This window comes from Parabacteroides sp. HGS0025 (assembly GCF_000969845.1).
GTDB classification, from domain to species: Bacteria; Bacteroidota; Bacteroidia; order Bacteroidales; family Tannerellaceae; genus Parabacteroides; species Parabacteroides gordonii.
Genome location: NZ_KQ033902.1, coordinates 400,878 through 425,999, shown reverse-complemented (window position 1 = coordinate 425,999; position 25,122 = coordinate 400,878). Strand labels below are relative to the sequence as shown.

20 protein-coding genes and 1 riboswitch are annotated in these 25,122 nt (G+C 41.9%); of the genes, 4 read left to right on the top strand and 16 right to left on the bottom strand.

What is annotated here, in order from left to right; all coding sequences use genetic code 11:
- Positions 1–125 precede the first annotated feature (125 nt).
- The 5 genes from sufB to rimP are packed head-to-tail and all read right to left on the bottom strand — an operon-like array spanning position 126 to position 6,912.
- The gene (gene sufB / locus HMPREF1212_RS01430; protein ID WP_046148173.1) at positions 126–1,571 is read right to left on the bottom strand and encodes a Fe-S cluster assembly protein SufB; all 1,446 of its coding nucleotides are present in this window, start codon (positions 1,569–1,571) and stop codon (positions 126–128) included.
- A gap of 30 nt (positions 1,572–1,601) precedes the next feature.
- A complete protein-coding gene (locus HMPREF1212_RS01425) occupies positions 1,602–2,093 on the bottom strand; it encodes a CvpA family protein (protein WP_046148172.1) in 492 nt (163 codons plus the stop codon).
- Between the two features lie 2 nt (positions 2,094–2,095).
- Positions 2,096–5,146, bottom strand: a complete 3,051-nt coding sequence (gene infB, locus HMPREF1212_RS01420) for a translation initiation factor IF-2 (protein ID WP_046148171.1) — start codon at positions 5,144–5,146, stop codon at positions 2,096–2,098.
- Positions 5,147–5,169: 23 nt separating this feature from the next.
- Positions 5,170–6,435: a transcription termination factor NusA gene (gene nusA / locus HMPREF1212_RS01415; RefSeq protein ID WP_046148170.1), complete on the bottom strand. Its 1,266-nt coding sequence runs from the start codon at positions 6,433–6,435 to the stop codon at positions 5,170–5,172.
- Between the two features lie 9 nt (positions 6,436–6,444).
- Entirely contained in the window at positions 6,445–6,912 is a 468-nt protein-coding gene (gene rimP, locus HMPREF1212_RS01410) for a ribosome assembly cofactor RimP (RefSeq protein ID WP_028729847.1), read from the bottom strand.
- Between the two features lie 186 nt (positions 6,913–7,098).
- Positions 7,099–7,215: riboswitch (TPP riboswitch) on the top strand.
- 62 nt (positions 7,216–7,277) lie between these two features.
- Here rimP and HMPREF1212_RS01405 point away from each other — a divergent pair.
- From HMPREF1212_RS01405 to HMPREF1212_RS01390, 4 genes are read left to right on the top strand one after another with little or no spacing between them, the layout of a single operon-like run.
- The gene (locus tag HMPREF1212_RS01405; RefSeq protein ID WP_046150188.1) at positions 7,278–9,476 is read left to right on the top strand and encodes a TonB-dependent receptor; all 2,199 of its coding nucleotides are present in this window, start codon (positions 7,278–7,280) and stop codon (positions 9,474–9,476) included.
- A gap of 5 nt (positions 9,477–9,481) precedes the next feature.
- The gene (gene pnuC / locus HMPREF1212_RS01400) at positions 9,482–10,075 is read left to right on the top strand and encodes a nicotinamide riboside transporter PnuC (RefSeq protein ID WP_028729849.1); all 594 of its coding nucleotides are present in this window, start codon (positions 9,482–9,484) and stop codon (positions 10,073–10,075) included.
- Positions 10,076–10,135: 60 nt separating this feature from the next.
- The gene (locus tag HMPREF1212_RS01395; RefSeq protein WP_028729850.1) at positions 10,136–11,197 is read left to right on the top strand and encodes a PDDEXK nuclease domain-containing protein; all 1,062 of its coding nucleotides are present in this window, start codon (positions 10,136–10,138) and stop codon (positions 11,195–11,197) included.
- A 28-nt stretch (positions 11,198–11,225) separates the two neighbouring features.
- Positions 11,226–11,867: a thiamine diphosphokinase gene (locus tag HMPREF1212_RS01390; protein WP_046148169.1), complete on the top strand. Its 642-nt coding sequence runs from the start codon at positions 11,226–11,228 to the stop codon at positions 11,865–11,867.
- A 102-nt stretch (positions 11,868–11,969) separates the two neighbouring features.
- Here the strand turns inward: HMPREF1212_RS01390 and HMPREF1212_RS01385 are convergent, their stop codons facing one another.
- The 11 genes from HMPREF1212_RS01385 to HMPREF1212_RS01335 all read right to left on the bottom strand — a co-directional run bounded on the left by HMPREF1212_RS01385 (position 11,970) and on the right by HMPREF1212_RS01335 (position 25,098).
- A complete protein-coding gene (locus HMPREF1212_RS01385) occupies positions 11,970–12,338 on the bottom strand; it encodes a hypothetical protein (protein ID WP_369800797.1) in 369 nt (122 codons plus the stop codon).
- Between the two features lie 57 nt (positions 12,339–12,395).
- Entirely contained in the window at positions 12,396–13,883 is a 1,488-nt protein-coding gene (locus HMPREF1212_RS01380; protein WP_046148168.1) for a DUF3868 domain-containing protein, read from the bottom strand.
- 8 nt (positions 13,884–13,891) lie between these two features.
- Positions 13,892–14,446, bottom strand: coding sequence for a DUF3575 domain-containing protein (locus HMPREF1212_RS01375; RefSeq protein ID WP_028729854.1), 555 nt, complete (start codon positions 14,444–14,446; stop codon positions 13,892–13,894).
- Between the two features lie 260 nt (positions 14,447–14,706).
- On the bottom strand, positions 14,707–15,156 hold the full coding sequence (locus HMPREF1212_RS01370) for an HU family DNA-binding protein (protein WP_046148167.1): 450 nt from the start codon (positions 15,154–15,156) through the stop codon (positions 14,707–14,709).
- Between the two features lie 43 nt (positions 15,157–15,199).
- Complete coding sequence (locus HMPREF1212_RS01365) at positions 15,200–15,592, bottom strand: HU family DNA-binding protein (RefSeq protein WP_046148166.1); 393 nt, start codon at positions 15,590–15,592, stop codon at positions 15,200–15,202.
- A gap of 371 nt (positions 15,593–15,963) precedes the next feature.
- Positions 15,964–18,744, bottom strand: coding sequence for a fimbrial protein (locus HMPREF1212_RS01360; RefSeq protein WP_046148165.1), 2,781 nt, complete (start codon positions 18,742–18,744; stop codon positions 15,964–15,966).
- Between the two features lie 33 nt (positions 18,745–18,777).
- Positions 18,778–20,223 (bottom strand): hypothetical protein, encoded by a 1,446-nt coding sequence (locus HMPREF1212_RS01355; protein ID WP_046148164.1) that lies wholly within the window; start codon positions 20,221–20,223, stop codon positions 18,778–18,780.
- Between the two features lie 51 nt (positions 20,224–20,274).
- Positions 20,275–21,408 carry a hypothetical protein gene (locus HMPREF1212_RS01350; RefSeq protein ID WP_157316939.1) on the bottom strand — a complete coding sequence of 378 codons (1,134 nt, stop codon included), beginning with the start codon at positions 21,406–21,408 and terminating at the stop codon, positions 20,275–20,277.
- A gap of 351 nt (positions 21,409–21,759) precedes the next feature.
- Positions 21,760–23,070 (bottom strand): fimbrial protein, encoded by a 1,311-nt coding sequence (locus HMPREF1212_RS01345; protein ID WP_046148162.1) that lies wholly within the window; start codon positions 23,068–23,070, stop codon positions 21,760–21,762.
- 30 nt (positions 23,071–23,100) lie between these two features.
- Positions 23,101–24,171, bottom strand: a complete 1,071-nt coding sequence (locus HMPREF1212_RS01340) for a fimbrial protein (protein ID WP_046148161.1) — start codon at positions 24,169–24,171, stop codon at positions 23,101–23,103.
- An 18-nt stretch (positions 24,172–24,189) separates the two neighbouring features.
- A complete protein-coding gene (locus HMPREF1212_RS01335; protein ID WP_046148160.1) occupies positions 24,190–25,098 on the bottom strand; it encodes a FimB/Mfa2 family fimbrial subunit in 909 nt (302 codons plus the stop codon).
- Between the last annotated feature and the right edge of the window lie 24 nt (positions 25,099–25,122).

Here is a 25,122-nt window from a genome sequence, read left to right as displayed (position 1 = left end):
TCTCTTCCGAAGGGTGCAGCACCTTGTTGCTGAAGGGTGCCGCAGCCTTTACTCAAGGGGTGCCGCACCTCTCGGAAGAAGGGTGCCGCACCTCTCGGAAACCGGGTGCTGCACCCTTCGGAAGCCTATCCTACACTACCTTCCAAAGAGATAGTCAGCAGCTTCTGTGCTTCGACGGCAAACTCCATCGGGAGCTTGTTCATTACCTCACGGGCATACCCGTTTACAATCAGGCCGACGGCCTCTTCTACAGAGATACCGCGTTGCTGGCAATAGAACAACTGTTCTTCACTAATCTTACTGGTGGTCGCTTCATGTTCCACCACAGCCGTCTCATTCTGGATATCGGCATAAGGGAACGTATGCGCGCCACAAGTGGAACTCAGCAACAAACTGTCGCACTGGCTATGGTTGCGGGCTCCTTCCGCACGGGGAGAAACCTTTACCAATCCACGATAGCTATTCTGGCTATGACCGGCAGAAATACCTTTCGATACGATCGTGCTACGGGTATTCTTTCCCAGATGGATCATCTTCGTTCCGGTATCGGCCTGCTGGTAGTGGTTCGTTACAGCCACGGAATAGAACTCGCCTACGGAATTATCTCCCGCCAGGATACAGCTCGGATATTTCCAGGTGATAGCCGAACCGGTTTCGACCTGCGTCCAGGAGATCTTACTGCCTTCGCCCTTACACAATCCGCGTTTGGTTACGAAGTTGTAAATACCGCCTTTTCCTTCTTTATCGCCCGGATACCAGTTCTGCACGGTAGAGTATTTCACCTCGGCACGTTCTTTGGCCACGATCTCCACGATGGCGGCATGAAGCTGATTCTCGTCGCGCATCGGGGCGGTACATCCTTCCAGGTAACTTACATACGCCTCATCGTCGGCAACGATCAGCGTCCGTTCGAACTGTCCGGTATTTGCCGCATTGATACGGAAATAGGTGGAAAGCTCCATCGGGCAGCGCACGCCTTTCGGTATATACACGAACGATCCGTCCGAGAATACAGCCGAGTTCAATGCTGCAAAGAAATTGTCGCGATAGCTTACCACACTCCCCAGATACTGTTGTACCAAATCCGGATGATGTTGTACCGCTTCGCTGAATGAACAGAAAATGATCCCTTTCTCGGCCAGCGTCTCTTTAAAGGTTGTCTTTACGGACACGCTATCCATCACGGCGTCTACAGCCATACCGGCCAGTTGTGCGCGTTCATGCAAAGGGATACCCAGTTTGTCGAATGTCTTCAGCAATTCCGGATCTACTTCATCGAGGCTTTTCGGGCCCTCTTTTTTCTTTGGAGCTGCGTAATAGATTATATCCTGATAATCGATCGGAGGAATGTTCAGGTGAGGCCATGTCGGCATCTCCAGTGTCTGCCAGTGGCGGAAAGCCTTCAGGCGGAACTGGAGCATCCAGTCCGGCTCATTCTTCTTGGCAGAAATAATACGGACGGTTTCTTCATCCAATCCTTTATGAATAACCTCCGTATCGATATCTGTAACGAAGCCGTACTTGTAATCGCTGCTCGTTACCTCATTAATTATGTCGTTTGACTCCTGCATATCTATATATTAATATTTAAAACAAACCATTTACTCCTTCCATGAAAACAGATTTCCGGGGTAAATGGTTGGAACTATTTCTTTAACTGAATGATAGAACCGGGATTCTACCTTGGCTTCCCGCGGGATCAGCACCGAACCACGGTCGATACCTTCGAGTATATTCAGCAACAGACTGACAAAAACGATCATCAGCCCCAGACCCAGAAAACCGCCGGCCAGATGGTTTAATACACTGAGCGGTGTAACCCCGACCACCCTGTGTACGATCTCCCCCGCCAGCAATACGACTCCCAGGATCAGGATAAATCCGGCCACATAACTGAGTACCGTTACTCCCTCGGCCGGAAACCAACCCAGGGCGACAATATATCCCCTCAACCAGGCAGCCGCCTTGGCACAGAAAAAAATGGCAACAAGGAGGGCTATAAGCGAAACAACCTGTTTGATCATTCCATCAAACAGGCCTTTCGCAAATCCAATTCCTGCCAGACATAGCAATGTAATGTCTAACCAGTTCATGGTTATAGAGTTTTCTTAACTTCTGTTTCTTCGTAAGATTCGATCACGTCGCCCACCTGAATATCATTAAAGTTATTGATGTTCAAACCGCAATCCAAACCGGCTACCACTTCCTTCACGTCATCCTTGAAACGTTTCAGTGAACCGAGCTCTCCGGCATATATTACGATACCGTCACGGATCAGGCGGATCTTGTTCGTACGTTTGATCTTACCTTCCTTAACCACACAACCGGCAACCGTACCGACCTTTGTGATCTTGAATACCTGGGTAACATCCACGTAAGCGGTAATCTCCTCCCGGATTTCCGGCGACAACATACCTTCCATTGCACTCTTCACCTCTTCGATCGCATCGTAGATGATTGAGTACAGACGGATTTCAACACCATCTTTTTCCGCATTACGGCGAGCCTGTACAGACGGGCGAACCTGGAAACCGATGATGATGGCATTCGAAGCAGCCGCCAATACAACATCCGATTCGGAGATCTGACCGACAGCCTTATGAATAACGTTCACCTGGATCTCTTCGGTAGACAAACGGATCAGCGAGTCGGACAGGGCTTCTACGGAACCGTCCACGTCACCCTTCACGATCACGTTCAGTTCCTGGAAGTTACCAACCGCAATACGACGGCCTATATCATCCAGTGTCAGCATCTTCTGGGTACGGATACCCAATTCACGCTGTAACTGTTCACGACGGGTAGCGATTTCACGTGCTTCCTGCTCGGTTTCCAATACATTAAATGTATCACCGGCCTGAGGAGCACCGTTCAGACCCAGGATCAATACCGGTTCTGACGGACCGGCCTGTTCCACACGCAAGTTACGTTCGTTGAACATAGCCTTGATACGTCCGTGGTGTGTTCCGGCCAATACGATATCGCCCATCTTCAGCGTACCGTTCTCAACCAATACGGTCGATACATAACCACGTCCTTTATCCAACGACGATTCGATGATCGAACCGACGGCACGTTTCTTCGGATTAGCTTTCAGATCCAGCAGGTCTGCTTCCAGCAATACTTTTTCAAGCAGCTCTTCCACACCCATGCCTTTCTTGGCAGAGATTTCCTGGCTCTGATACTTACCACCCCAGTCTTCAACCAGATAGTTCATATTTGCCAGTTCCTCTTTGATCTTCTCCGGATTAGCGTGAGGCTTATCCACTTTATTGATAGCAAACACGATAGGAACACCGGCAGCAGAAGCATGGTTGATCGCTTCGATGGTCTGCGGCATCACGGCATCGTCGGCTGCTACAATGATGATAGCAATATCGGTCACCTTCGCACCACGGGCACGCATGGCGGTAAACGCTTCGTGACCTGGAGTATCCAGGAAGGTGATACGGCGTCCGCTGGACAGTTTCACATTGTAAGCACCGATGTGCTGTGTGATACCTCCGGCTTCACCGGCAATAACGTTTGCTTTACGGATATTATCCAGCAAAGAAGTTTTACCGTGGTCGACGTGTCCCATCACTGTTACGATAGGCGGACGTGCTACCCAGTCTTCTTCGTTATCGTCTTCTTCGTCGGCATTGATGGCTTCCACCACTTCCGCACTGACATATTCTGTTTTGAAACCGAACTCGTCGGCTACGATATTAATTGTTTCAGCATCCAGGCGCTGGTTGATGGAAACCATGATACCGATACTCATACAAGTAGCGATGACCTTCGTTACAGGAACGTCCATCATGTTGGCGAGGTCGTTTGCCGTAACAAACTCGGTCAGCTTCAAGATCTTGCTTTCCATTTCCTCCTGTTCCATCATTTCGTGTTCGCGCTTAACGGCGGCATCACGTTTATCACGACGGTACTTGGCACCCTTGTTATTCTTGTTACCCTTGTTCGTCAAACGAGCCAGGGTTTCTTTGATCTGCTTCTGTACATCTTCCTCGCTTACTTCAGCTTTTACAGGCTTTTTCAGACGTGGCTTGCGGTCGCCCTGATTAGCCGGACGGCTATAGTTCGTACCCGGCGTATTGTTTACATCGACACGATCCTTCTTGATACGGTTACGTTTCTTTTTAGCATCCGCGCTGGCTTCACCCGGTTTAACAGGTGCACCCGGCTTAACAGGAGCTCCGGGCTTCACCGGTGCACCCGGTTTGGCATTCGGATCTTTCGGACCTTTATGGAATCCCGGTTGTCCGGGTCTGTTGTTGTTACTGAACTTGTCGCGCTTGTCGTCACGTTCCTTCCGTCTCTCTTCCTTTGTTTTCTTCTTAGGACGAGTAGACTGGTTCAAGGCGTTCAGGTCAATCTTACCGGTCACCTTGATATTCGACTCGAACTTCGGAGTATTCAACCGGAACAGGCTATCCTCTTCCGATTCAGCCGAAGACTGATTTTCAGCAGTCGTATTACTCACTTCTTCAGAAGAGTTTGTCGTCGTTTCCGGCTTCTTGATAATCTCCGGTTTTTTCTCTTCGATTCTTTCTTTTTCCACAACTATCTCTTTTACTTCTTTTTTCTCCACAGGTTTTTCCACATGAACCGGTTCCTGCTTTTCCTGTTTGGCAGGGGCTTCCACAGGTTTTTCTTCAGGAGCAGGAGAAGGAGCAGAAGCTTTTTCTACAACAGGCTGCGGTTCTACAACAGGCGGCTGCTGTACAACTTTAGGTTGCTGTATGACGGTAGGTTGCGGAGCTGCAACCGGTTCTTCTTTCACTTCAGGAGCTTCCTGATGTTTTTTATGCTGTCCATCCAGGTCGATGTGGCCCTTCGTTACGATTTTGGGCTTGAACTCTTCCGGGATCACTGTTTTAATTTCCGAGGTCTTCTCTTCTTTCACAGAAGTAGCTTCTCTTTCTTTATCTCTTTCTCTGTGAGGACGTTCTACCACACGGGGACGTTCAAAGCCACCATCAGGCAGATCCTTTCCAAACTCTTTTACGAGCAAAGCATACTGTTCATCACTGATCCTCGTGTTGGGGTTCGCATTCTCCTCAACAGGCTGACCTTTCTTGTGTAGAAACTCAACAACCGTGTTGATCCCTACGTTTAATTTTCTTTGTACTTGTATTAATTTTATGGGCATATCTAACTTTGTCGTAATACTTTTTATTCCTGACTTTCATCTTCAAATTCGGCAGATAAGATAGCGAGTACCTCGTCGACTGTTGTCTCTTCAAGGTCGGCACGTTCAATCAATTCCTCACGGTTCATAGCCAGAACGCTCTTCGCCGTGTAGCAACCGATATTTTTGAATGCTTCGATTACCCAGCTGTCTATTTCATCTGTAAATTCATCCAGATAAATGTCTTCCTCATCAGCTCCTTCCACATCACGGAATACATCTATCGTGTATTCAGTCAACATACAGGCCAGTTTAATATTCAAACCGCCTTTACCGATCGCCAATGAAACTTCTTCAGGACGAAGATAAACCTCTGCCTTATGTTCTTCTTCGTTCACTCGTATGGAGGAAATTTTCGCCGGGCTTAATGCACGCTGGATAAACAGCGATACATTGGATGTATAGTTAATTACATCGATATTCTCGTTTCTCAACTCACGGACAATTCCGTGGATACGAGAACCTTTCATTCCTACGCAGGCACCTACCGGGTCGATACGGTCGTCGTACGACTCAACAGCCACTTTTGCCCTTTCTCCCGGGATACGTGCGATAGCCTTGATCGTGATCAGGCCGTCGTTAATTTCAGGAACCTCAAGTTCAAATAAGCGCTGCAGGAACATTTTATCTGTGCGCGACAGAATGATCTTCGGATTATTATTGTAGTTATCCACCTTTTGTACAATCGCACGAACGGTTTCCCCTTTACGGTAGAAATCGGAAGGGATCTGTTCTGTTTTCGGGAGCAGCAACTCATTACCCTCGTCATCCAGCAACAGGATCTCTTTCTTCCACACCTGATACACATCAGCTGCTACAATATTTCCTATTTTGTCTTTATATTTAGCATATAAACTATCCTTCTGCAATTCAAGAATTTTTGAAGCCAGCGTCTGACGCAGGTTCAGGATGGCACGACGTCCGAAACCGGCGAAAAAGACTTCGTCAGTCACTTCTTCACCCACTTCACAGTCGGCATCGATCTTACGGGCCTCGGTCAACGTTAGTTGCAGATTCGGATCTTCCAGTTCGTCATCAGCCACGACAATGCGGTTTCTCCAGATCTCGAAGTCACCTTTTTCAGGGTTGATAATTACGTCATAATTCTCATCCGTACCAAACATTTTAGCGATTACGTTACGGAAGGAATCTTCCAATACGCTGATCATCGTATCCTTATCTATATTTTTCAACTCCTTGAACTCCGCAAGGGTGTCAATCATACTGATTGTTTCCACTTTCTTGGCCATAATCTTTCTTTACTTGAATCTTATTAGGTATTTTGTATATTTTATTTCATCGAATGTATAGGATTGATCTTCCTGAACGGTAACTTTTCGTTTTGATCCTTCGGGTTTTACCTGTTTTTCAACGGTAACTACCACCCCGTTATCATCAGCCGATTTCAATACTCCGGTCAGCTTCACGCCGCTTTTCAGCAACATTTCCACTTCGTTTCCTATATTCTTCACATATTGACGAAGCACTTTGAACGGAGAAGTAACGCCTGCCGATCCGACTTCCAGTTCGAAATCTTCCACCTCACGGTCCAGATGTTCTTCCACATACCGGCTCAATGCTGCACAATCGTCGATGCAAACACCCTCATCATTATCTATCTCAATAATAATAAGGTTTCCCGGTTTAATTACCACGTCAACTAAATAGTTGTCGGAAGAAGCCAATTTCTCTTCAACCAACTGAGTTATTACTCCCTTTTCAATCATAAACATACTGTTAAGAACAAAAGAAGGGGACTACCCGCCCCCTCCTCATCTTCGCTTAATCGCCCGCAAATATACAAATAATCAGCGAGTTTTCAAATAAAATCTATCTTTTTATAAGAAAATGAAGAAAATCATCATCCCGGCCGGTCATTTGGTATCTTCCGGTTTTTTCCGTTCCTTTGTATTCCGAATACAAGGGGGTGCTTGCAGCGTTCTAGATATGGAACGTACCGCAGGCTGAGATGATACCCATATTACCTGATACGGATAATGCCGGCGAAGGGAATTGTAAAACATGGTATACTTCTTCACACAACACACCTCACCTATTCACTTATCAGGTTTTAAACTTTAAGGACAAAAGGATGAAAAGTGTATTGATTATTTGTGCCGGATCTCTGGCCTCATTCGCAGCAGCGGGAAACCGTCCCGAGCCTGTCGATTCTCTCAAAATTTCCCGTGATGTATCTTTAAACGAAGTGGTGGTCACAGCCACCAGGGTAGCCAAAGGTACGCCAGTAGCTTACAGTGAATTATCAAAAAAAGAACTCACCCGGAAGAATGACGGACAGGGTATTCCCTACCTCATTTCCCAGTCACCTTCCGTGATCATGACATCCGATGCCGGAACAGGGATCGGATACTCCGGCTTCCGTATCCGTGGTACGGATGCCAACCGTATCAATATCACCGTCAACGGCGTTCCGGTCAACGACTCCGAATCACATACCGTCTTTTGGGCGAACATGGCCGATTTCGCTTCTTCCGTCGACAACATACAGATACAGCGCGGAGCGGGAACATCCACCAACGGAGCCGCCTCTTTCGGTGCCACCGTCGCCATGCAAACACAGAAACCCGACCTGAAGCCTTATGCAGAATACGCTATTTCTGCGGGTTCGTTCGGAACCGTAAAAAACTCCGTCAAAGCAGGCACAGGACTACTCCATGAACATTTCGTATTCGACGCCCGCTATTCCAATATCCAAAGTGACGGGTATATCGACCGGGCAACGGCCAACATGCACTCCTACTTTGGCTCCGCAGCTTATTACGGAGATAACACGTTGATCCGTTTCCAGACTTTCGGCAACGTGGAAAAAACATACCAGGCATGGACAGGCGTCCCCTCCTATCTGTTGGAAAGCGACCGCACCTATAATCCATGCGGTGAATACACCGAGAACGGCATCACTAAATTCTACAATAACCAAACAGATAATTACTGGCAGCAAAATTATCATCTGATGGCCAGCCAGCGTCTGGGTGATTTATGGAATATGAGCCTGACCCTTCACTATACGCACGGTGAGGGGTATTACGAAGATTATAAGGCCGATGCCAAATTCAAATCCTACAAACTCAACTCTTATATCAACGGAAAGGGAGATACAATAACACGTTCCGATCTCGTTCGCCGTAAATGGCTGGACAACGATTTCTACGGAGCCGTTTACAGTGCCAATTACCGTGCCGAACGCCTCCAGATGAGCTTCGGTTCGGCCGTTAACAAATATACGGGCGATCACTTCGGCCGTGTCATGTGGGTAAAGAACAGCGAAGCACTTCCGGAGCCAGATTTCGAGTACTACTGTAATACCGGTAACAAACTGGATTATAATGCCTATGTAAAGGCAAACTACCGGATACTCCCCTGGCTGAACGGATACCTCGACTTACAATACCGTGGCATCCATTATTCCATTAAGGGTAGCGACGACAAAGCCGGTGATAACATCCACGTCAATAAATACTGGAATTTTTTCAACCCGAAAGCCGGCATCAATATCCAGCAGGGAGGACATAACGCATTCGTCTCTTTCTCGGTAGCCAACCGCGAACCGAACCGCGACAACTTCACGGAAGCCGCCCCCGACGAACGTCCCGTCCATGAAACTTTATATGACTACGAAGCCGGCTACAGTTTCGGCAACCAGCGCTTCCGCGTAGGAGCCAACCTCTATTATATGGATTACAACAATCAACTGATCCTGACCGGAAAGATCAGCGAAATCGGCGAAGCTTTGACCACCAACATCAAAGACAGTTACCGCATGGGTATCGAACTGACAGGTGGCGTAAGCATCACCCACTGGCTCGACTGGAACGGGAATGTTACGCTAAGCCGCAACAAAATAAAAAACTTCATCCAATATATAGACAACTGGGATACCGGAGGACAAAACAGCAAATATCTGGGAACCACCGATATCGCTTTTTCACCCGGTATCATTGCCAACAGCATGTTCGACTTCAACCTGAAAAGATTCTCCGCCAGCTTTAATTCGCAGTTTGTCGGCCGTCAATACATCGACAATTCCTCCGACAAAGGACGTTCGATCGATCCTTATTTCGTGAACAGCCTGCGTGTTGGATATGTTTTCAAACCGAAATTCATCAAGGAAATCGGTGTGGATGTAACAATCAACAATCTTTTCAACGAACAATATGAAACGAATGCCTGGGTATATTCCTATATCGAGAACGGAACCTTGAAAAAGGACGACGGTTATTTCACCCAGGCAGGCACCAGTGCGATGGCGCGCATCACCTTCAAATTTTAAAAACAATGGAACAAATACTGGAATATTTCGGAGTCATAACCGGGTTACTTTACCTGCTGTTGGAAATCAGGCAGCATAAAGCCATGTGGGTGGTAGGGTTCCTCACCTCCCTGGTATATGTCTTTGTCTTTTTCTTCTCGAAAATATATGCCGACATGGGGTTGAACATATATTATGTTGCGATCAGCATCTATGGTTTCTGGAAATGGGCACAGACAGATAAAACGGCGGATAAGGAAAAACCTGCCTCCGAAACGATCCTGTATTGCCATATCACCTGGCCATTATTCGGAGGGATAGCCCTGGCTATCCTTTCCATCTACGGACTGCTCTATTACGTGCTGCACAACTTCACCGACTCTCCCATCCCGATGGGCGACGCCTTCACCACTTCAGTCGGCATCGTCGCCACCTGGATGCTGGCCCGCCGTATCATCGAGCACTGGATATTCTGGGTTGTTGTAAACTTCGTCTCGGTATATCTTTATTACCTGCGGGGCCTTTACCCTACAATGTTTTTGTATATTTGCTACGCAGTTTTAGCAATAGTCGGTTACATTACATGGATAAAAAAAGGAATAAATACAAAACAAATATGAAATATTGAAAATAACCTCTACATTTGTGAAATCAAACAAATTTACTAATAACAAAACCTTATGAACACAATTCTTAAATCCGATCTCGAATACAAACAATGGCTTATTGACCTTAAATATCGTATTCGAAACAGTCAAATCAAGGCTGCACTGAAAGTTAATACCGAATTAATCATTTTATATTGGGATTTAGGAAAGGAAATTGTTTCCAAGCAAGAACAATCACAGTGGGGCGATGGGTTGATCAAACAATTAAGCTCTGATCTGCAACAAGAGTTTCCTGATATGAAAGGTTTCTCTATCAGCAATATCAAATATATAAAACAGTGGTATTTATTTTATTATAAGCATATTACAATTGGCCAACAAGTTGTTGGCCAATTAGAGAACACACTAAATATTCAAGATTTAGTATCCCAAATTCCTTGGGGGCATAATCTCCGCATCATTGCTCAATGCCAATCAATAGAAGAAGCTCTGTTCTATATTCATAAAACCATCGAATACGGTTGGAGTCGCAGTATGCTAGATACACATATCAAACAACAAGAATTTCAACGGACGAGACATTCCATCTCAAATTTTTCCCGTTTATTACCAACGATTCAAAGCGATTTGGCTCAACAACTACTAAAAGATCCTTATAATTTCGATTTCCTGACGCTTACAAACAACTATAAAGAGCGAGAGTTAGAGAATGCGCTAACCGATAATATAACAAAGTTTCTAATAGAACTAGGGGCTGGCTTTGCCTACGTAGGGCGACAAGTACCATTAAAAGTTGGAGACAAAGAATTTTATCTTGATTTACTTTTTTATCATTTAAAATTACGTTGTTATATCGTTGTTGAGTTAAAAGCCACTGATTTCATGCCAGAGTACACCGGAAAACTAAGTTTCTATCTGACAGCAGTGAATGATTTATTAAAATATCCAACCGATAATCCAACGATAGGCCTTTTAATATGCAAAAATAAAGATAGTTTTATAGCCGAATATTCATTAAAAGGAATCAATCAACCTATAGGAGTATCGGAGTATGAACTCACCAGACTATTCCCTGATAATTTCAAAGGAAGTCTCCCGTCTATTGAAGAAATAGAAGCTGAATTAAAAGAATAAACAATAATAAAGAAAGGAATAAAAACGAATGATAACACCTTATGATTGTGTAGTGGTTGCTAACGGAAGTTTTCCGCAGACAACCTGGCCGCTGGAACTTTTGGAGAATACCCCCGTTATCATTGCCTGCGACGGGGCTGTACAAAATCTGCATGAACGGGGACTGATACCGACAGCCATCGTTGGCGACCTCGACAGCATCCCTTCGGAAATGCTCGAACGATACGCCGACCGTATCCATGTGGTGGAAGACCAGGAAATAAACGACCTGACAAAAGCCGTCCGGTTCGCCCATTCTTCTGGCTATCAAAAATTACTGATCCTGGGAGCAACCGGCCTGCGGGAAGACCATACACTGGGAAACATATCTCTCCTGACGGATTTCTCCCCTCTGTTCGAAACAGTAGAAATGATCTCCGATTACGGACGCTTCATCCCCGTACTGCAAACAGCCACATTGCCAAGCATACCCGGCCAGCAAATATCGATCTTTTCCATGTATCCCTGCGGAGAAATAACCACCGAAGGTTTGCGCTGGCCTATTACCCGCCGGCGCCTGACAGCCTGGTGGCAAGGATCCCTCAACGAAGCCCTGGGAACAAGCTTCACGCTCACCCTCTCCTCCGATGCCCGGTTGATCGTCTATTTCCAAACCCCTCTTCCGGCATAACCGTCAATAAAAAAAATGCCCCGGAAGGAAACCACTCACTTCCGGGGACTTAATACACCCTCAATTTTACAACTTAGTATATTAAAACCTCACGGTCTTACGTTATGCTGGTAATTTATTCAGCTGCCAAGCCTTCCATTCAGGAAAACCATCGATGTTATCATTTATCTGAAATAATAACTTATCGTCAGCAACTTGTTTCAAGACTGTTTTAGGAGCAAGAGGCAAACACATGTCGTCTACTTCAAAAAAAGCCTTCAACAGGATCACATCATAGCCTTCGCGAACAATTTCCTTTTTTATTACCACCGGTACTTTTAATTGTGCCAAGTAATAAGCGGAACGTTCATAGGCACACCATTTATTTCCCTCCAGATAGAGATGTACTCCGTTCTGGTTGTCAATCTCGTTTACTAAAACGTTCTCAACTAATGATGTAAATTCCATATTATTATTCGTTTGTTTTTTCATGATTCAATCTGATACAAAAGTATGCCTAATTCTTTCAAATCATACATGGTAAACCAATCAATTATGTATGTTGAAACTATCAAAAAGGGCATTATCCTCTCTTTTTTTCTGCAATTCATTCAAATTGTCTGCAGCACCTGTCACACCTGCGGCTTTTGCCTGCTTCAGAAGAGTTTCAGCACCATCCAGATCACCCTCAATTAATTTCAGAACACCACGGGCATGAATTGCTTCAGCCGAATCACCTGCTTTCAACAAATAATTCTTTGCAGCTGCGTAATCGCCTTTTCCTATAGATATATTTGCGGCATTCAGGTTCGCCACAGGATCCGAACTGTACATGCGTACAGCCACATCAAACACATCATTATACTCTTTACTACCCGTTTCATAGCTGTTGGCTATAGCGAACATTTCGCTCAGGCTCAACTGCTGCGGGCGCGTCTTGATAATTTCACGTCCTTCTTCTACGGTGAATTCACGTACAGTATAATCAATACGGTATTCAGAGCGACGTAACGACGGGAAAATATTATTCAATACATAACGATAGGCCGCTCCACCTTGCAAAGCACGTAGTTTAGCTTCTTTCCGGTCGGGTTCATCATTACTGCCGATAATAGCCAGTACCCCGTCACGTGCCGGAACATCCATATCGGCTTTCGTTTTCTCTTCAAAACCTTTCCAGTCTTCCGGCTCGGAAGCCAGTGTAAAGAAATCGAGACTGAAGTTATTCTGTGTACGGATATAATCACGCAAAGCCTTCACACGTCCGTCCGCCAACCGCTGGTTGCTTGCATAACTACCTTCCGGAGAAGCATATCCCTTCAGGAAGATTCCTTTCGGAGTGATATTCTTATCGGAGGTGACTGTCCGGATCGTCCGGTCGATCTTCGCCAATTCTGCTGCATTATTACGGAAGTCCGGTAATATCTGCGATTTACCCACCTGGAAATCCAAATAAGCCGTACCCACCTCGGCACGATGTTTTTCCGTTTCCGCTTCCGGTGATATATACACCAAGGTTGGTTGAACTTCGTAGCGTTTTGTCGGTGCCATACGGATCTTGTCGGCAATAACCAACGGGCTAACAGGCTCTTCTTTTCCGCAACCGCATAAATTCTGAGCCAGTACGAAACGGGCATCCTTCATCCACGGCTCCCAGGCCACAGTCATCTTATAAGGAATGACATGCTCGGCCGCATCCCTGGCACGAAGCACTTTATAACGTGGTTCATCCTGCAGGTTCTTCAACGCAATCTCACGCTGATAAACTTTCTGACGATTTTTACCGTTCAGCAAGATAGAAGGAAGTCCTTCTTTTTGAGTTGAACTTTCCAGCAGCGGAGTCAGTGTCAACGATTTACGCGATTCGATCAGATCTCCCTGCACACGGATCGTTGCATCGATATAAAGAGAATCACCTTTCTGCATCAGATCGTTGCATGATACGCTGATCGGGCTCTTTGCTGTTTGTGCAAACGTATTTACCGATCCGGCAGCCAACACAGCAGCTACCATATAGATATTTATTCTGTTCTTCATTGTCCCGATCATTTAATAAAGTAGATAAAAGAAAGAGCGGCTTTCGTCACACCGAAATAGTCTTTCGATTTGCTTGTATGGTTTCCGCAAACAGCACAAGGATATTTGTCATGATCCAGATGCGCCCAACCCACACCGATAACTGCCTCCATACTCCAACGGTTGCTCAGCAGCCACTGATAGCCATAAGAAAGACCGGCGCCGTACAAAGTTCCCTGATAACGGTTGTTTTCCATATTCTCTCCGAGGAACTTAATTCCGCCGACGTTGTAATCGGCATAATGTCCGTGTACTCCGAAGAAATGTCCGTTAAACTTCTCACACAGCCAGTAGCGCACTTCCGGTTGTACCAACCAGTGTTTAAAACGGGTATCGTCTCCCAACATCCAACCGTTATAGTTACCGGACAGATCCAGTGACCACTTTTTGCTTAATCCCACTTCCACTCCCAGGTTAATGGTAGCGGTGGCATCATACAGCAAGTTAGACTTCACCGCAAACTTCTGTCCATAGACATTCGTCATACCTGCCAGAAGCAAAAAGAGGAAAAGTACTTTTTTCATATACATTGTAATTTTATATTATTCTTCAATCATGCAAATCTACACAAAAAGAAAGATTATCAACGACTGCAAAGATAAATATTTGATTTTCTATCAATAATAGGCAAGTCTTTCAACTTAATAGGGTAAATCTACCATATTTCCACTGATTGATAAGAATACCGCTTCTATCGAGGATTCAAGAGAGAAACACCACAGGTCTAAGCCAACAAAAAAGGCACGGTACCGATATACAGTCCGTGCCTGATACTAATCCGAGGTTATTCAATCACCGGGCGATCGTCCTCACCGCCGCCTTCTCCGGAGCCGGTTTCGTCGGTTTTGGGGATTTCGAATTTCTGGATGCTTACGTCACTCAACATATCTTTGAAATAAGCACCCGGGGTGAAAATGATTTTGCGGTGGCGCAAAGATTCAGCATTCACATCCTTCTCATTTTCCTGGCTTTTGCAGCCGAAAGCGGGACGAAAGGTCCCGAAATCACCTAGCTTCACCGACAAATGGTTTTCCAGATTCCAACGGATCGCATCGATCAGACCGTCGGTCACCATTTTCACTATACCGCGCGGTGCCATTCCTACCTTAGTTACCTGATCGCAAAGAGCAGGATAATTCACTGTACCTGCCAGCAAAGGGCGAGCTACATACTTCGGTGTCTTTGTTTTATCAAAACCGAAAACTGTTTTCTTTACTACATACTTTAGTCCCATGATAATTTGTTATTAAATGATTATTAAAAAAGATATTACACTCTTATCGTTGTTCGGATTTCCTGACACTGACATTACCCAGTACTCTCTTGAAATCTGAGCTTGGAGTAAAAACTATTTTGCGGTGACACAACACATCTGCATTCACCTCATTTTCTTCATTCTGACACTTACTGCTGAAACTTGGACGCAACGTGCCGAAATCTCCCAGTTTCACCGACAAATGATTAGTCAGATTCTCCTCCAACACATCGAACAGACTCTCGAGAACTAATTTTACCATACTGCGTGATGCCAGCACTCCCACTTTGGCTACCTGATCGCAAAGAGCAGGATAACCAACCGTACCTGCCGGCAGAGGGCGGGCTACATACTTCGGTGTCTTGGTTTGATCAAACCCGAAAACCGTTTTCTTTACTACATACTTTAATGCCATACTGATTTTGTTTTAATGATTACGAAACAAAGGTATGACAGGCTGTTCTGATGAAAACGCTATAATGCGGTATATGAGGGTAAAGTAGGGTAAAGTAGGGCCAAAGAGGTTAAACTACGCTCAATACCGATAAAACCCTATCAAAGCAGCAACGCCATACTACCTTTGTTTCTCGATTATGAGACAAAGATAGGATGGCGGTACCAGCCCTGAAGAACGTATGGAAGGATACGCGAACATTGGGGATGATTCGGGAAGATAAAAAACGGGAAATACCCTGTAACAGATACTTCCCGGACTTATTTTATGTTATTTGAGGTAGCATTCCTTAGCATCACCATTAGAGCTATCTCAAAAACCATTAAGTAACATTATTTCATATCACGAACACAACGTAGAATAGCTGCCCCCTTCACTTCAGCAAGAGAATGACCGCTGTGCCAAATATAAGTATGTGTCCTATCACGATACTTTGATCCATCATTTATTCCTTTAGTTTTTATATCCGAGTCTCCCCAATTAGGAGGAGTTAAAGAGTGCAGAGTACGGCTTACTGCGTTTCCACCGTTACTGTTCCCGCTTGACATATACATCAAAGCTAGCTCCCGTTGATTAGGCATGCGCCATCCTTCGCCATAACCTTTATTTTTCATGTATTGGGCACAAAAAGAATTTGCCGGATTATCATTTGCATTTTTATAAAAAGTTATCCAATTGACATTTGGTAGAGACATTATATTTCCGTCTTTATCATAATATTCTGTAACTTTACTATCATTTATATCTAAAAAATATTCAAAACCTTTTTCATAAGGACGATTAGACATATCAGTATCCAAAAGATAATCAAATCCAATCTCTGTATTAAACCTTTCTGTTCGTAATGATTGGGCGACTAAATTAGCAGGCTTAACAACCATAACCTTATTATTTTGAAGATCTTTAGTATATATGCTACCAACTTCAGACGGGTTACCTAGATTACGAACGCATCTATACTGACGTTTACTTGTATTTTCTCCTGCTCCTCCTAAATCACCACCCATTCCTCCTGCTGTAATACCTTCTTCTGCCCAATATAAATTTTTACCAGATGTACTTGTAAAATAATGATTGTCACTAGAGCGTCTTCTAGTACTTTCGGCATACAAAGTTGCATCTTGAAGAGCATCCGCTCCCATCCACAAAGAAATATACTGATTTGAGGCCGGTAAATACCACTTTATTTCATCATTACTAATTTTACCATCGCCATTTTCATCTCTGTTCCGTTGCATGCAGGCAAACATCGCTCCCGTTAATTTATCTCCGTACGGTTGTAAATTATATTCAGGAACTTCACGCTCATTAATAGTTGTAGTAATAAATGAATAGTTCACTGCATTACTCCAAATGTTGCTCAAATTATTATTAACAAACTTAACTTGATTTTCATATCCGTTATTAGGACTCACGCCTGATCCTCCTGCAGTCTCTTTTCCTTGTGAATTTAGACCAAATATCAATTTGCCTGTTTCATTCCAAGTTTCTATTCCCCAAGGATTAGTTGCTTTATTATCCAAATTATAAATACTCTTAATGGAACGTTGTTTAAAAACATATTTCCCTTCAAAAACAGAACTATTACCCAAATTGCTATTCTGATATTCTGCGTTTGCTCCAATTAACAGAATACGATCCTCCGCATTGACAAATTGATCTAAATCTAAATCGTTATAATAGTACTCATCTATAAAACAAGTATAGTAGCGTACTTCTTCGCCATCCTCATTTGTACCACCCTCATTATTAACATCTTTCCAGTCTTTCAAGTCTTGAATAAGAGCAGTTACATTCTTCAATTGATTGCTTGATTTCGCTGTTGTATAATCGACTGCATAGGACTGACCAGCATCATTTTTCACAAATTTAATCCAATCAAGATCCTTCTCACCTTTAGGTGTTTTCGCATTAAAGAATAAGCCCTCAGGATCAATCTCACTCTTTTTAAAAGAAATTACACGTGTCTCATAGTGGGCATCACAATATAAAACCTGTCCTTCTGTTTTCAAGATAACATCCCCTTCACTACGTTGATCATTATGGTCATCAACTTTAACCTCAGCAATAATAGACTTTACGCCTGTTACTTGAATACTATAAGTATATTTCTTATTTCTATAGGTAGAATAATCAGAATAATCAACCCCATATCCACTACCTGCCCCTTTCCCTAAATGAATAAAATAAGAGACGTTTGCATCGGCTTCTGCACTACCGCCACCAGGTAAATCGGTCTTTCCTTTATAAGTTCCCTTCAAAACGACATAAGTCGAATTAGGATTATAATATGCTTTACCTTCTCTTTGTTTACTGTCTGCAGGAGTCTTTTGTGGACTTAGCAAGTTTTCTAACATATAGAAAGAGAAAGATTTGGCATTATTTTTAATATCCTCCTTTACAGAAAAGCCCTTGCCTACTGAAACCGGATTAGATTGTGCTATCAAAGGACTTGTTCTTGGCACCTCTTTAATCTCATAACTTGTTAATGTAAAATCAGGACTATTAGTTATTTCAAAAACAATCTCTGAACGCATTCTCTGCAAATAAATGGCACCATTAGTTATAGATACTCCATCCGGATTTGGTTCTATTGTACAAGGAGTAATATTCAATATTGCACCAGCCCTATCCTCTTCTTTTTCACAAAACCCTCCAACCATTAGACCGGCTCCTGTTAAATTTGTTACATTATCTGTACTTAAAGAGACTGTTTTCGCAAGAAAGTCTGTTTTGGAAGGCTTTGTTTTAATCCATTCTGTGAGATCATCAAAAGCCCCATTAGTAGTATTAGCTATCGCATAAATATATTTTTCACCGGATTCGACCTGAAACTCTACTTTGTTATTCACTGTAATCTCTACTTGTTCACCAAATTCTAATGTTTCACCATCAAAAACAAACAAATACAAATTATCAATTCGATCATCACCAGTAGAAGCCCCTTTTGTTGTTATCACCTCCGCATCAGGCAAATTAAGAGAGAACCGAACAGTCGTCGGAATACCTGAAATGACATTTTTTTTCTTACCACCCATTTCTTCATCAGAGCAAGCACTTAACAGAATAAAGCTTGCCAATATGGATATAATATATAAACTATATTGTTTCATTGTTGTATTTATTTATGACTGTTATTACCCTATTTATTCGAAAGGAGGAACTATTATATCTTCAGAGCCTAAAGGGACTATAATACATGAAAGAGAGACAGGCAATTTCAAACTCTTTATTGTTGCCGTAACCTTATAATAATTACCATATGAAATAGCATTTCCACTATCTGTTACTATATCAAATCCGCCAGTATATTTACCAACATAAGCCTTTTCAGTCAGAACTTCATCTGAACCGGCAATCTCCTTTAATCCAACTGTTGCATCTTCAACTAAAATACACCATCCTTGTCCTTGTCCCTGCGAATCAACAACTAGACTTGAAGTCACTCCATTTTTTGCATCTTCAATTATTTGATTATATTTGTCTTCATTATTTTTTAGATTAAACGCATAAAAATTCCCCGTTACTTGCATTATTTCTTTTACCTTTGCTGAATAAATATCTCCAACAATTTCTACACGTAAGTTCGTTGAATTATTATCCGGATCTTCAATTGTACGTTGATAGGTATAGAAAGTCACATACTGAAGACTAACAGTTTTATCCAATTCATGCTCACCAAGAGCCTCTAACAAGTCCTCTTCCGGAAGAGATGCGATCACCTCATTCCTTATATTTTTCACTATTACTGAAGTTGGTTTTAAAATCCAGGAGTTATATGTTCGTGTTCTGTTAATAGTTCGATCTTCCATAATACCGACCTTTGTACTGGGACTAGTTGGATCAGTAAGAGTTACAGGTCTTCCATAAAAAAGAAATTTATGACCTTTACAATCATCAGGCAAACCGTTACTTACAGAAATATCATCTTTTAAAGAAATATTACCAATTAAAGGAGATCCATCCGTTTCTTCATAAGACACATCAACTAATTCCTTTTCACCTTTCAAATTAACATTTATCTTTAAATCAATCCTGGCAGCCAGCTGTGTTAAGTCAATATGAAACTGAGTATCTACAGTCAATTCCGTATCAGTACCGACACCAATTTCTTTTTCACCCCACTTTAATAGTTCTTCGGATTTAAATGTATATTTGTTATCGCTTCCTTCTCTTATATTTTTCAAATCGTCATAAGTGTTACATTGTTCATACAAGTCCAATTGACCATTTGCAATAATAACGATTTTATATGTTTCAGAAAAAAGCAACTCGATATTTGACAGTACATTATAAGTTCCTTTTATATCTGTCTCTTCCAAAGTAGGCTTAATAATAGCTTTTTTAGTATATGTATTGCCTTCTTTCTTAAAAATAGCAAGTACACAAGATTTTATTGTCTTCTCCTGATCCGTTGCCGGAAAAAGTTCCTGGTCACCCGCCTTTGTTATGGCAGATGCAGTAGAAAGTGTAATATTTAGTTTCGACGTGTAATTTCCATCGGGGTGCTTTTCAATAAGTTCTTCATTTGAACAGGCAGTAAAAGCCAAAAGCACAGAAACTAATAGATATATGAAGTTAATCCGATTCATGATGTATCTTTTTTCGTTTAATACTTTACTAGTGTTTTATAATGAGGGAGATTACAAATCTACATTTATTTCGTTATAGATCCAATCCTTTGTTGTACAAGTAAAAGCGCAATCGATAAAATCTTTTTTAACGTGGACTGTTACACCTAAATTATACCAATATCCTGGATGAACGTATGTTTTACCCTCTGATACATTATTCTTAAAATCATCTCCCGTTGGTCGATTAATAACATATTCACGATAAAAATATTGAATTTCTTTATTGTCTCTTTTTACAGAGAACTTCAGATGAGCAGTTACAGGTTTAGATGAGTCTGTATTAGGAAAAATAAATTTAAAAGTAGCATTGTCATGATTCAGTCTAAAAAATTCTTTTATATATCCATTCTCTTCAGAATAAGAATACATATCAGTAAGCTTTCTTAAACTTTCAAATTTATTTTTTTCAGAAATGCGACCATCTTTTTCTTCTGTATTATTAAAATCTAGACCTTCATCATATAAACCTACATTACTTTTCATGTCAGTCAACCAAACATTTTCTAATTGTACTACTGCAGTCTTAGGATCACAATCATAATATTTCACACTAAAATCAGACAAAGCAAATGCTGCAACACGATAATTAGCCACAATACCATCAACCGAAACTGTTGGTACATTATTTATAGTAGAAGATGAACCAGTAACATCTTTCCAATCTATTTTACCTTCTCCTATAGCTAAATTATAAGCAGCATCCGTTTCTCTTGCTTTATTTAATTGATTTAAAGAGATGCAGTCATCTAGTTCTTTTTGAAAGTCAGAACTTGCATTTATTACAGCAATCACTTTAGAAACAGAGTTCACCTTCACCAGAATTCTAAAATCCTCCAGAGAGACATTAGCAACTTGGTTTTGATATTGTTTTGATGCACGATACAATATGTCTCCGCCTTCATTAAGTAATAATAAATAACAGTTGGAGATAGAACTTTGAAGAGTTGAATAATCATTTGAAGAGCCAGTCGTATTTGCCTTCGTTGAAGATACGGCCGATTTTACATTTACAGAGACATAAGCCGATTCATTCACGGCATTTTCTATCTCGTTTGTTACATCGTTCATCATTGTATCTTCCCCAGAACATGAAGCTAACCCCAATAATAAACAAATAATCGATAATATATTTTTCAGTTTCATAACCCTATACTTAAAATCGTTTATTAAACCTAAATTCATTTTCATTTATCTTACGATGCAAAAGTAGAGTGATTCAGAAGGAATCGCGATAGGCGTAAGTTTCAAGTTTAAGGGGTAAAAATCGCAACCTGACAGATTGATAGAAGTGCCATTAAAAAGCGATAGAAACACCGTTAATCGACCATTACAGTCCTTATAACAAAGACGATAATATCAAGAAACAAGGTATTCCTATACATTTGAGAGATTCACATTGCTTCATGATAAGATCAAACTATTAGAACATATAAAAACAAAAAAGGTGTTATCATTTTCGACAACACCTTCTTCAATTCTTATAATAATAATCAATTAATTAGTATCTTCTTCTTCCTGATAAACCACGTTCCAGGGATTAACTGTAATCTCAGCCGATACATGTGCATTCAATTCGATCTTATCTTCATTGGAGGAACCTTCACCAGTGATAGTTACATTCAACTTATAGATATGGTTCCGTTTTACCATAAGTCCTTCACTATCCTTCGGATCATTCAGGAACACACGGAAATTTCTTGTTTCCTTTACATCCGGTGCATTCAAATTCCTTATGAATTGTCCGGATATCAACAAGGCTGTTCCATGGGCTACTTTTTCAGGGTTTGAAAAAGCATAACTAATAAACTGAGGGTATTTTGATTTTATCGCTTCAACCGACCAATCAATACTTTCAGAAGCATTTCCACTTTTACCCAAAATGCATCCTTCATAAGCTTGTGCTAAGTTCTCTTTTATGGGAGAGTTTACTGAAATCCATTCATCTGCAGGTGAATATTTATCTGATTTGTACCCTCTCACATACTCACCATTACCTTCTTCAAAGGTTGATGTAGAATGGACATTTACAATTGATAAATTCTCCAGTTCGAATTGAGCCAGTTCGTCCGGATAATTAAAAGTAATGTTATCCACTTGTACACGAGCAACCAAACGAGTCAATTCAATAGGAGTAACATTATCCGGCTTACTAGAAGGATCAGTAGTTTGATCTTTAACTGGAACAATTTTACCGTCTTTAGTTACCCAGTTCTCTGCATAGATTGTAGAAGTTCCATCTTCCCCTGCGCCTTTTACTATTGGTATTAACCCCTCACATGGAATAGACTCACTAACCATAGGTAACCTTTTGTTATCAATACATGTTGAAATATCATCTGTCAAAGTTAATTTCTTAAATTCGTCCAGATTTTTAGGTGTTAATAATTTCCCATTTGCTACCAAAATAACTATAAACTTACTACTTGATGGCTTTGTTGGATCAGTCTGATCAGGTGTTACTTTGATAGGTATATGTGTAATTTCAGTTACCGACTGATCATTCTCTGATTTTGCAGTACCTATGGCAGACAAAGACTGATCCCCCTCCTCATTCTTAAACACATAAGCCGTCAATGTAGAAATAAATTTTTCATCATCCGAACCTATGTCTGTCTTTGGGGTCTCACCCGTACTTTCTTCCCGTAAAGTAGGAAGTGCAGCTTTCGTTTGTGTCAATGATGTAGCAGCAATCGAAATATAGGCATCTACCGGTTCTACCGGCCCTTTAATACTATCATCGTCTTTGGAGCAGGATGCACACACACATACAACCAACGTGCTTAAAAATAAATTTCTTAATTTCATAAGTCTTATATTTTAAATTATTTACCCTATTTATTCTATCTCTACATCCTGGTTAACCGGCCCCCAGCCAACTACTTCTACTTTGACGTCGAGTACTCCATCAAGTATTTCAAAACTGTTTGGGCCGAATGTTATATTCATACGATAGATGTAATTACGTTTCACGAAATTATGATCGTATTTATTAGCCAGTCCGTTTGCATTGACCGTTGCATAAAATGTTTTTGTCTGTGCTGTATAGCCGGGAGCTTCCAGTAATGTAGCCCGGACAACCAACTGAGTAGCCTCTTCATCCGCATCATTTTCCATTACATAATGCCTGTATGATGTTTCCAGAATCGGACTTGCGTCGTTCAGTATTCTATTTATTGTTACTTTAGAGCTGTTGGAGAAATGTCCGTTTACAACAACTGCCCCCCAATAACCGGCACTAAAATAGCGGGATGCCGTTTTTTGATTCTGAATATAAACATCCTCTACCCTAACTGTACGTCCCGCCAGTTTTGAACCGGCAAAATTTGTATGGAAGGCAACGACTTCTACACGTGCAGCCAAACGAGTTACTTCCAGAGGTGATGATATGCCGTTTATATTTTCACTTCCCATACTTTCATATCCCAGATAGTTATTATCATCAGCAACAAGTGCATTATTCGTTACGATTACCTGGCTACTCATGGTCAGATCCGCCTGTGACTGTGCAGAAAGTTCTGCCAGCATAGATTGGAAACCATCATAAGTTGTCACATTATCAAGAACACCACCCGGAAGATTGGCTAACAGAATTATTCTGGCTTTAGTCGCTTTAGCCGGCACATCTATCAGATAAGCTGTACCATCTTGAGTGTTTACATTCTCCTGAGCTTTTCCCAATAAAACAGTTCCGGTTTCATCGAAAACGACAGCGGCCAGATTATTTATATACATTTCGCCCTCCAAGGCATTCGGGTCACCTGCTTTTGTTACCGCTCCGGATGCCTTCACTCCAATGGTCAGTTTAGCATTTGGCAGATCGTCGATAGACACAGAACCCTTATCTTTTGAACAGGCAGTACCCAGTAGTATAGCGACTCCGACTATCAATATATTTTTTATATTCATTTTTTTTGTTTTTATCGTTTAAAACTCAATGTCATCATCAACTACCCCCCAAGGAGTCACTCTAATTTTAGCACCTAAAAAAGCCCCAGTTTCATCCCACTCAAACACCACCAACGTTTTTTGGAAAGGATAGATTTCAATTGGACCAACAGTGCCATCTTCAAATTCACCTTTTGAGACATCATAACGTTTATTACCAGCTTCAATAGAGCCTGTCATTTTCTGTCCTTCATAAAGTGTTTGAGGAGTTGGTGTAATCCATTCTGTTGTTTTCCAGTCTCCTTCGGGATTATAATAAACACTATCCCCTGTCAACTCTCCTTTTGAATTATAGGTACTTAATGTCCGGTTCATATAGAAATTACACTCAGTAGATGTAGCGCGTAAACCTTGTTTTTGATACACATATTGTAATCCGATCGTACGCATCTCAACCGTACCTGTTTTTGGTCTTATCACAATCTGCTTATCACCTCCGGCAACTCCATTTCCCATAACTTCAACATCAATATCTCCAAAGAAAAGGCTGTCGGGAGATTGGGCCAATTCGTTATTGCTTTTAAGCGAGACTAACAGATCTTCTGCTTTTGTGGGTTCCGTTACATTTTGTTTTCCCTTCAGATTTCCCCAAGCAACAATATGAAGTTTCGTATTATCCGGATAGGGCAATTCTATTGTTTTACGACCGGTGATAAAATCCAAATCCAACTCCCGTGTTTCAAGTAGTTTTGAATTTGCATCAAATACAAATAATTTTGCTTCCGAAGTAATACCTAACGCCGTCACGTCTTCATCATTATGGTTCACTACCATCAAAGTTAGCTTTGCACAAGCGTCAAGATCTTCTTTGATGCAGCTACTGAATAAGGAAGCTAATCCAAATACTACTACTAATAAATGCAGTTTTGTAAACAATATATCTTTCATAATACAATATTTTTCTTTTCCCCT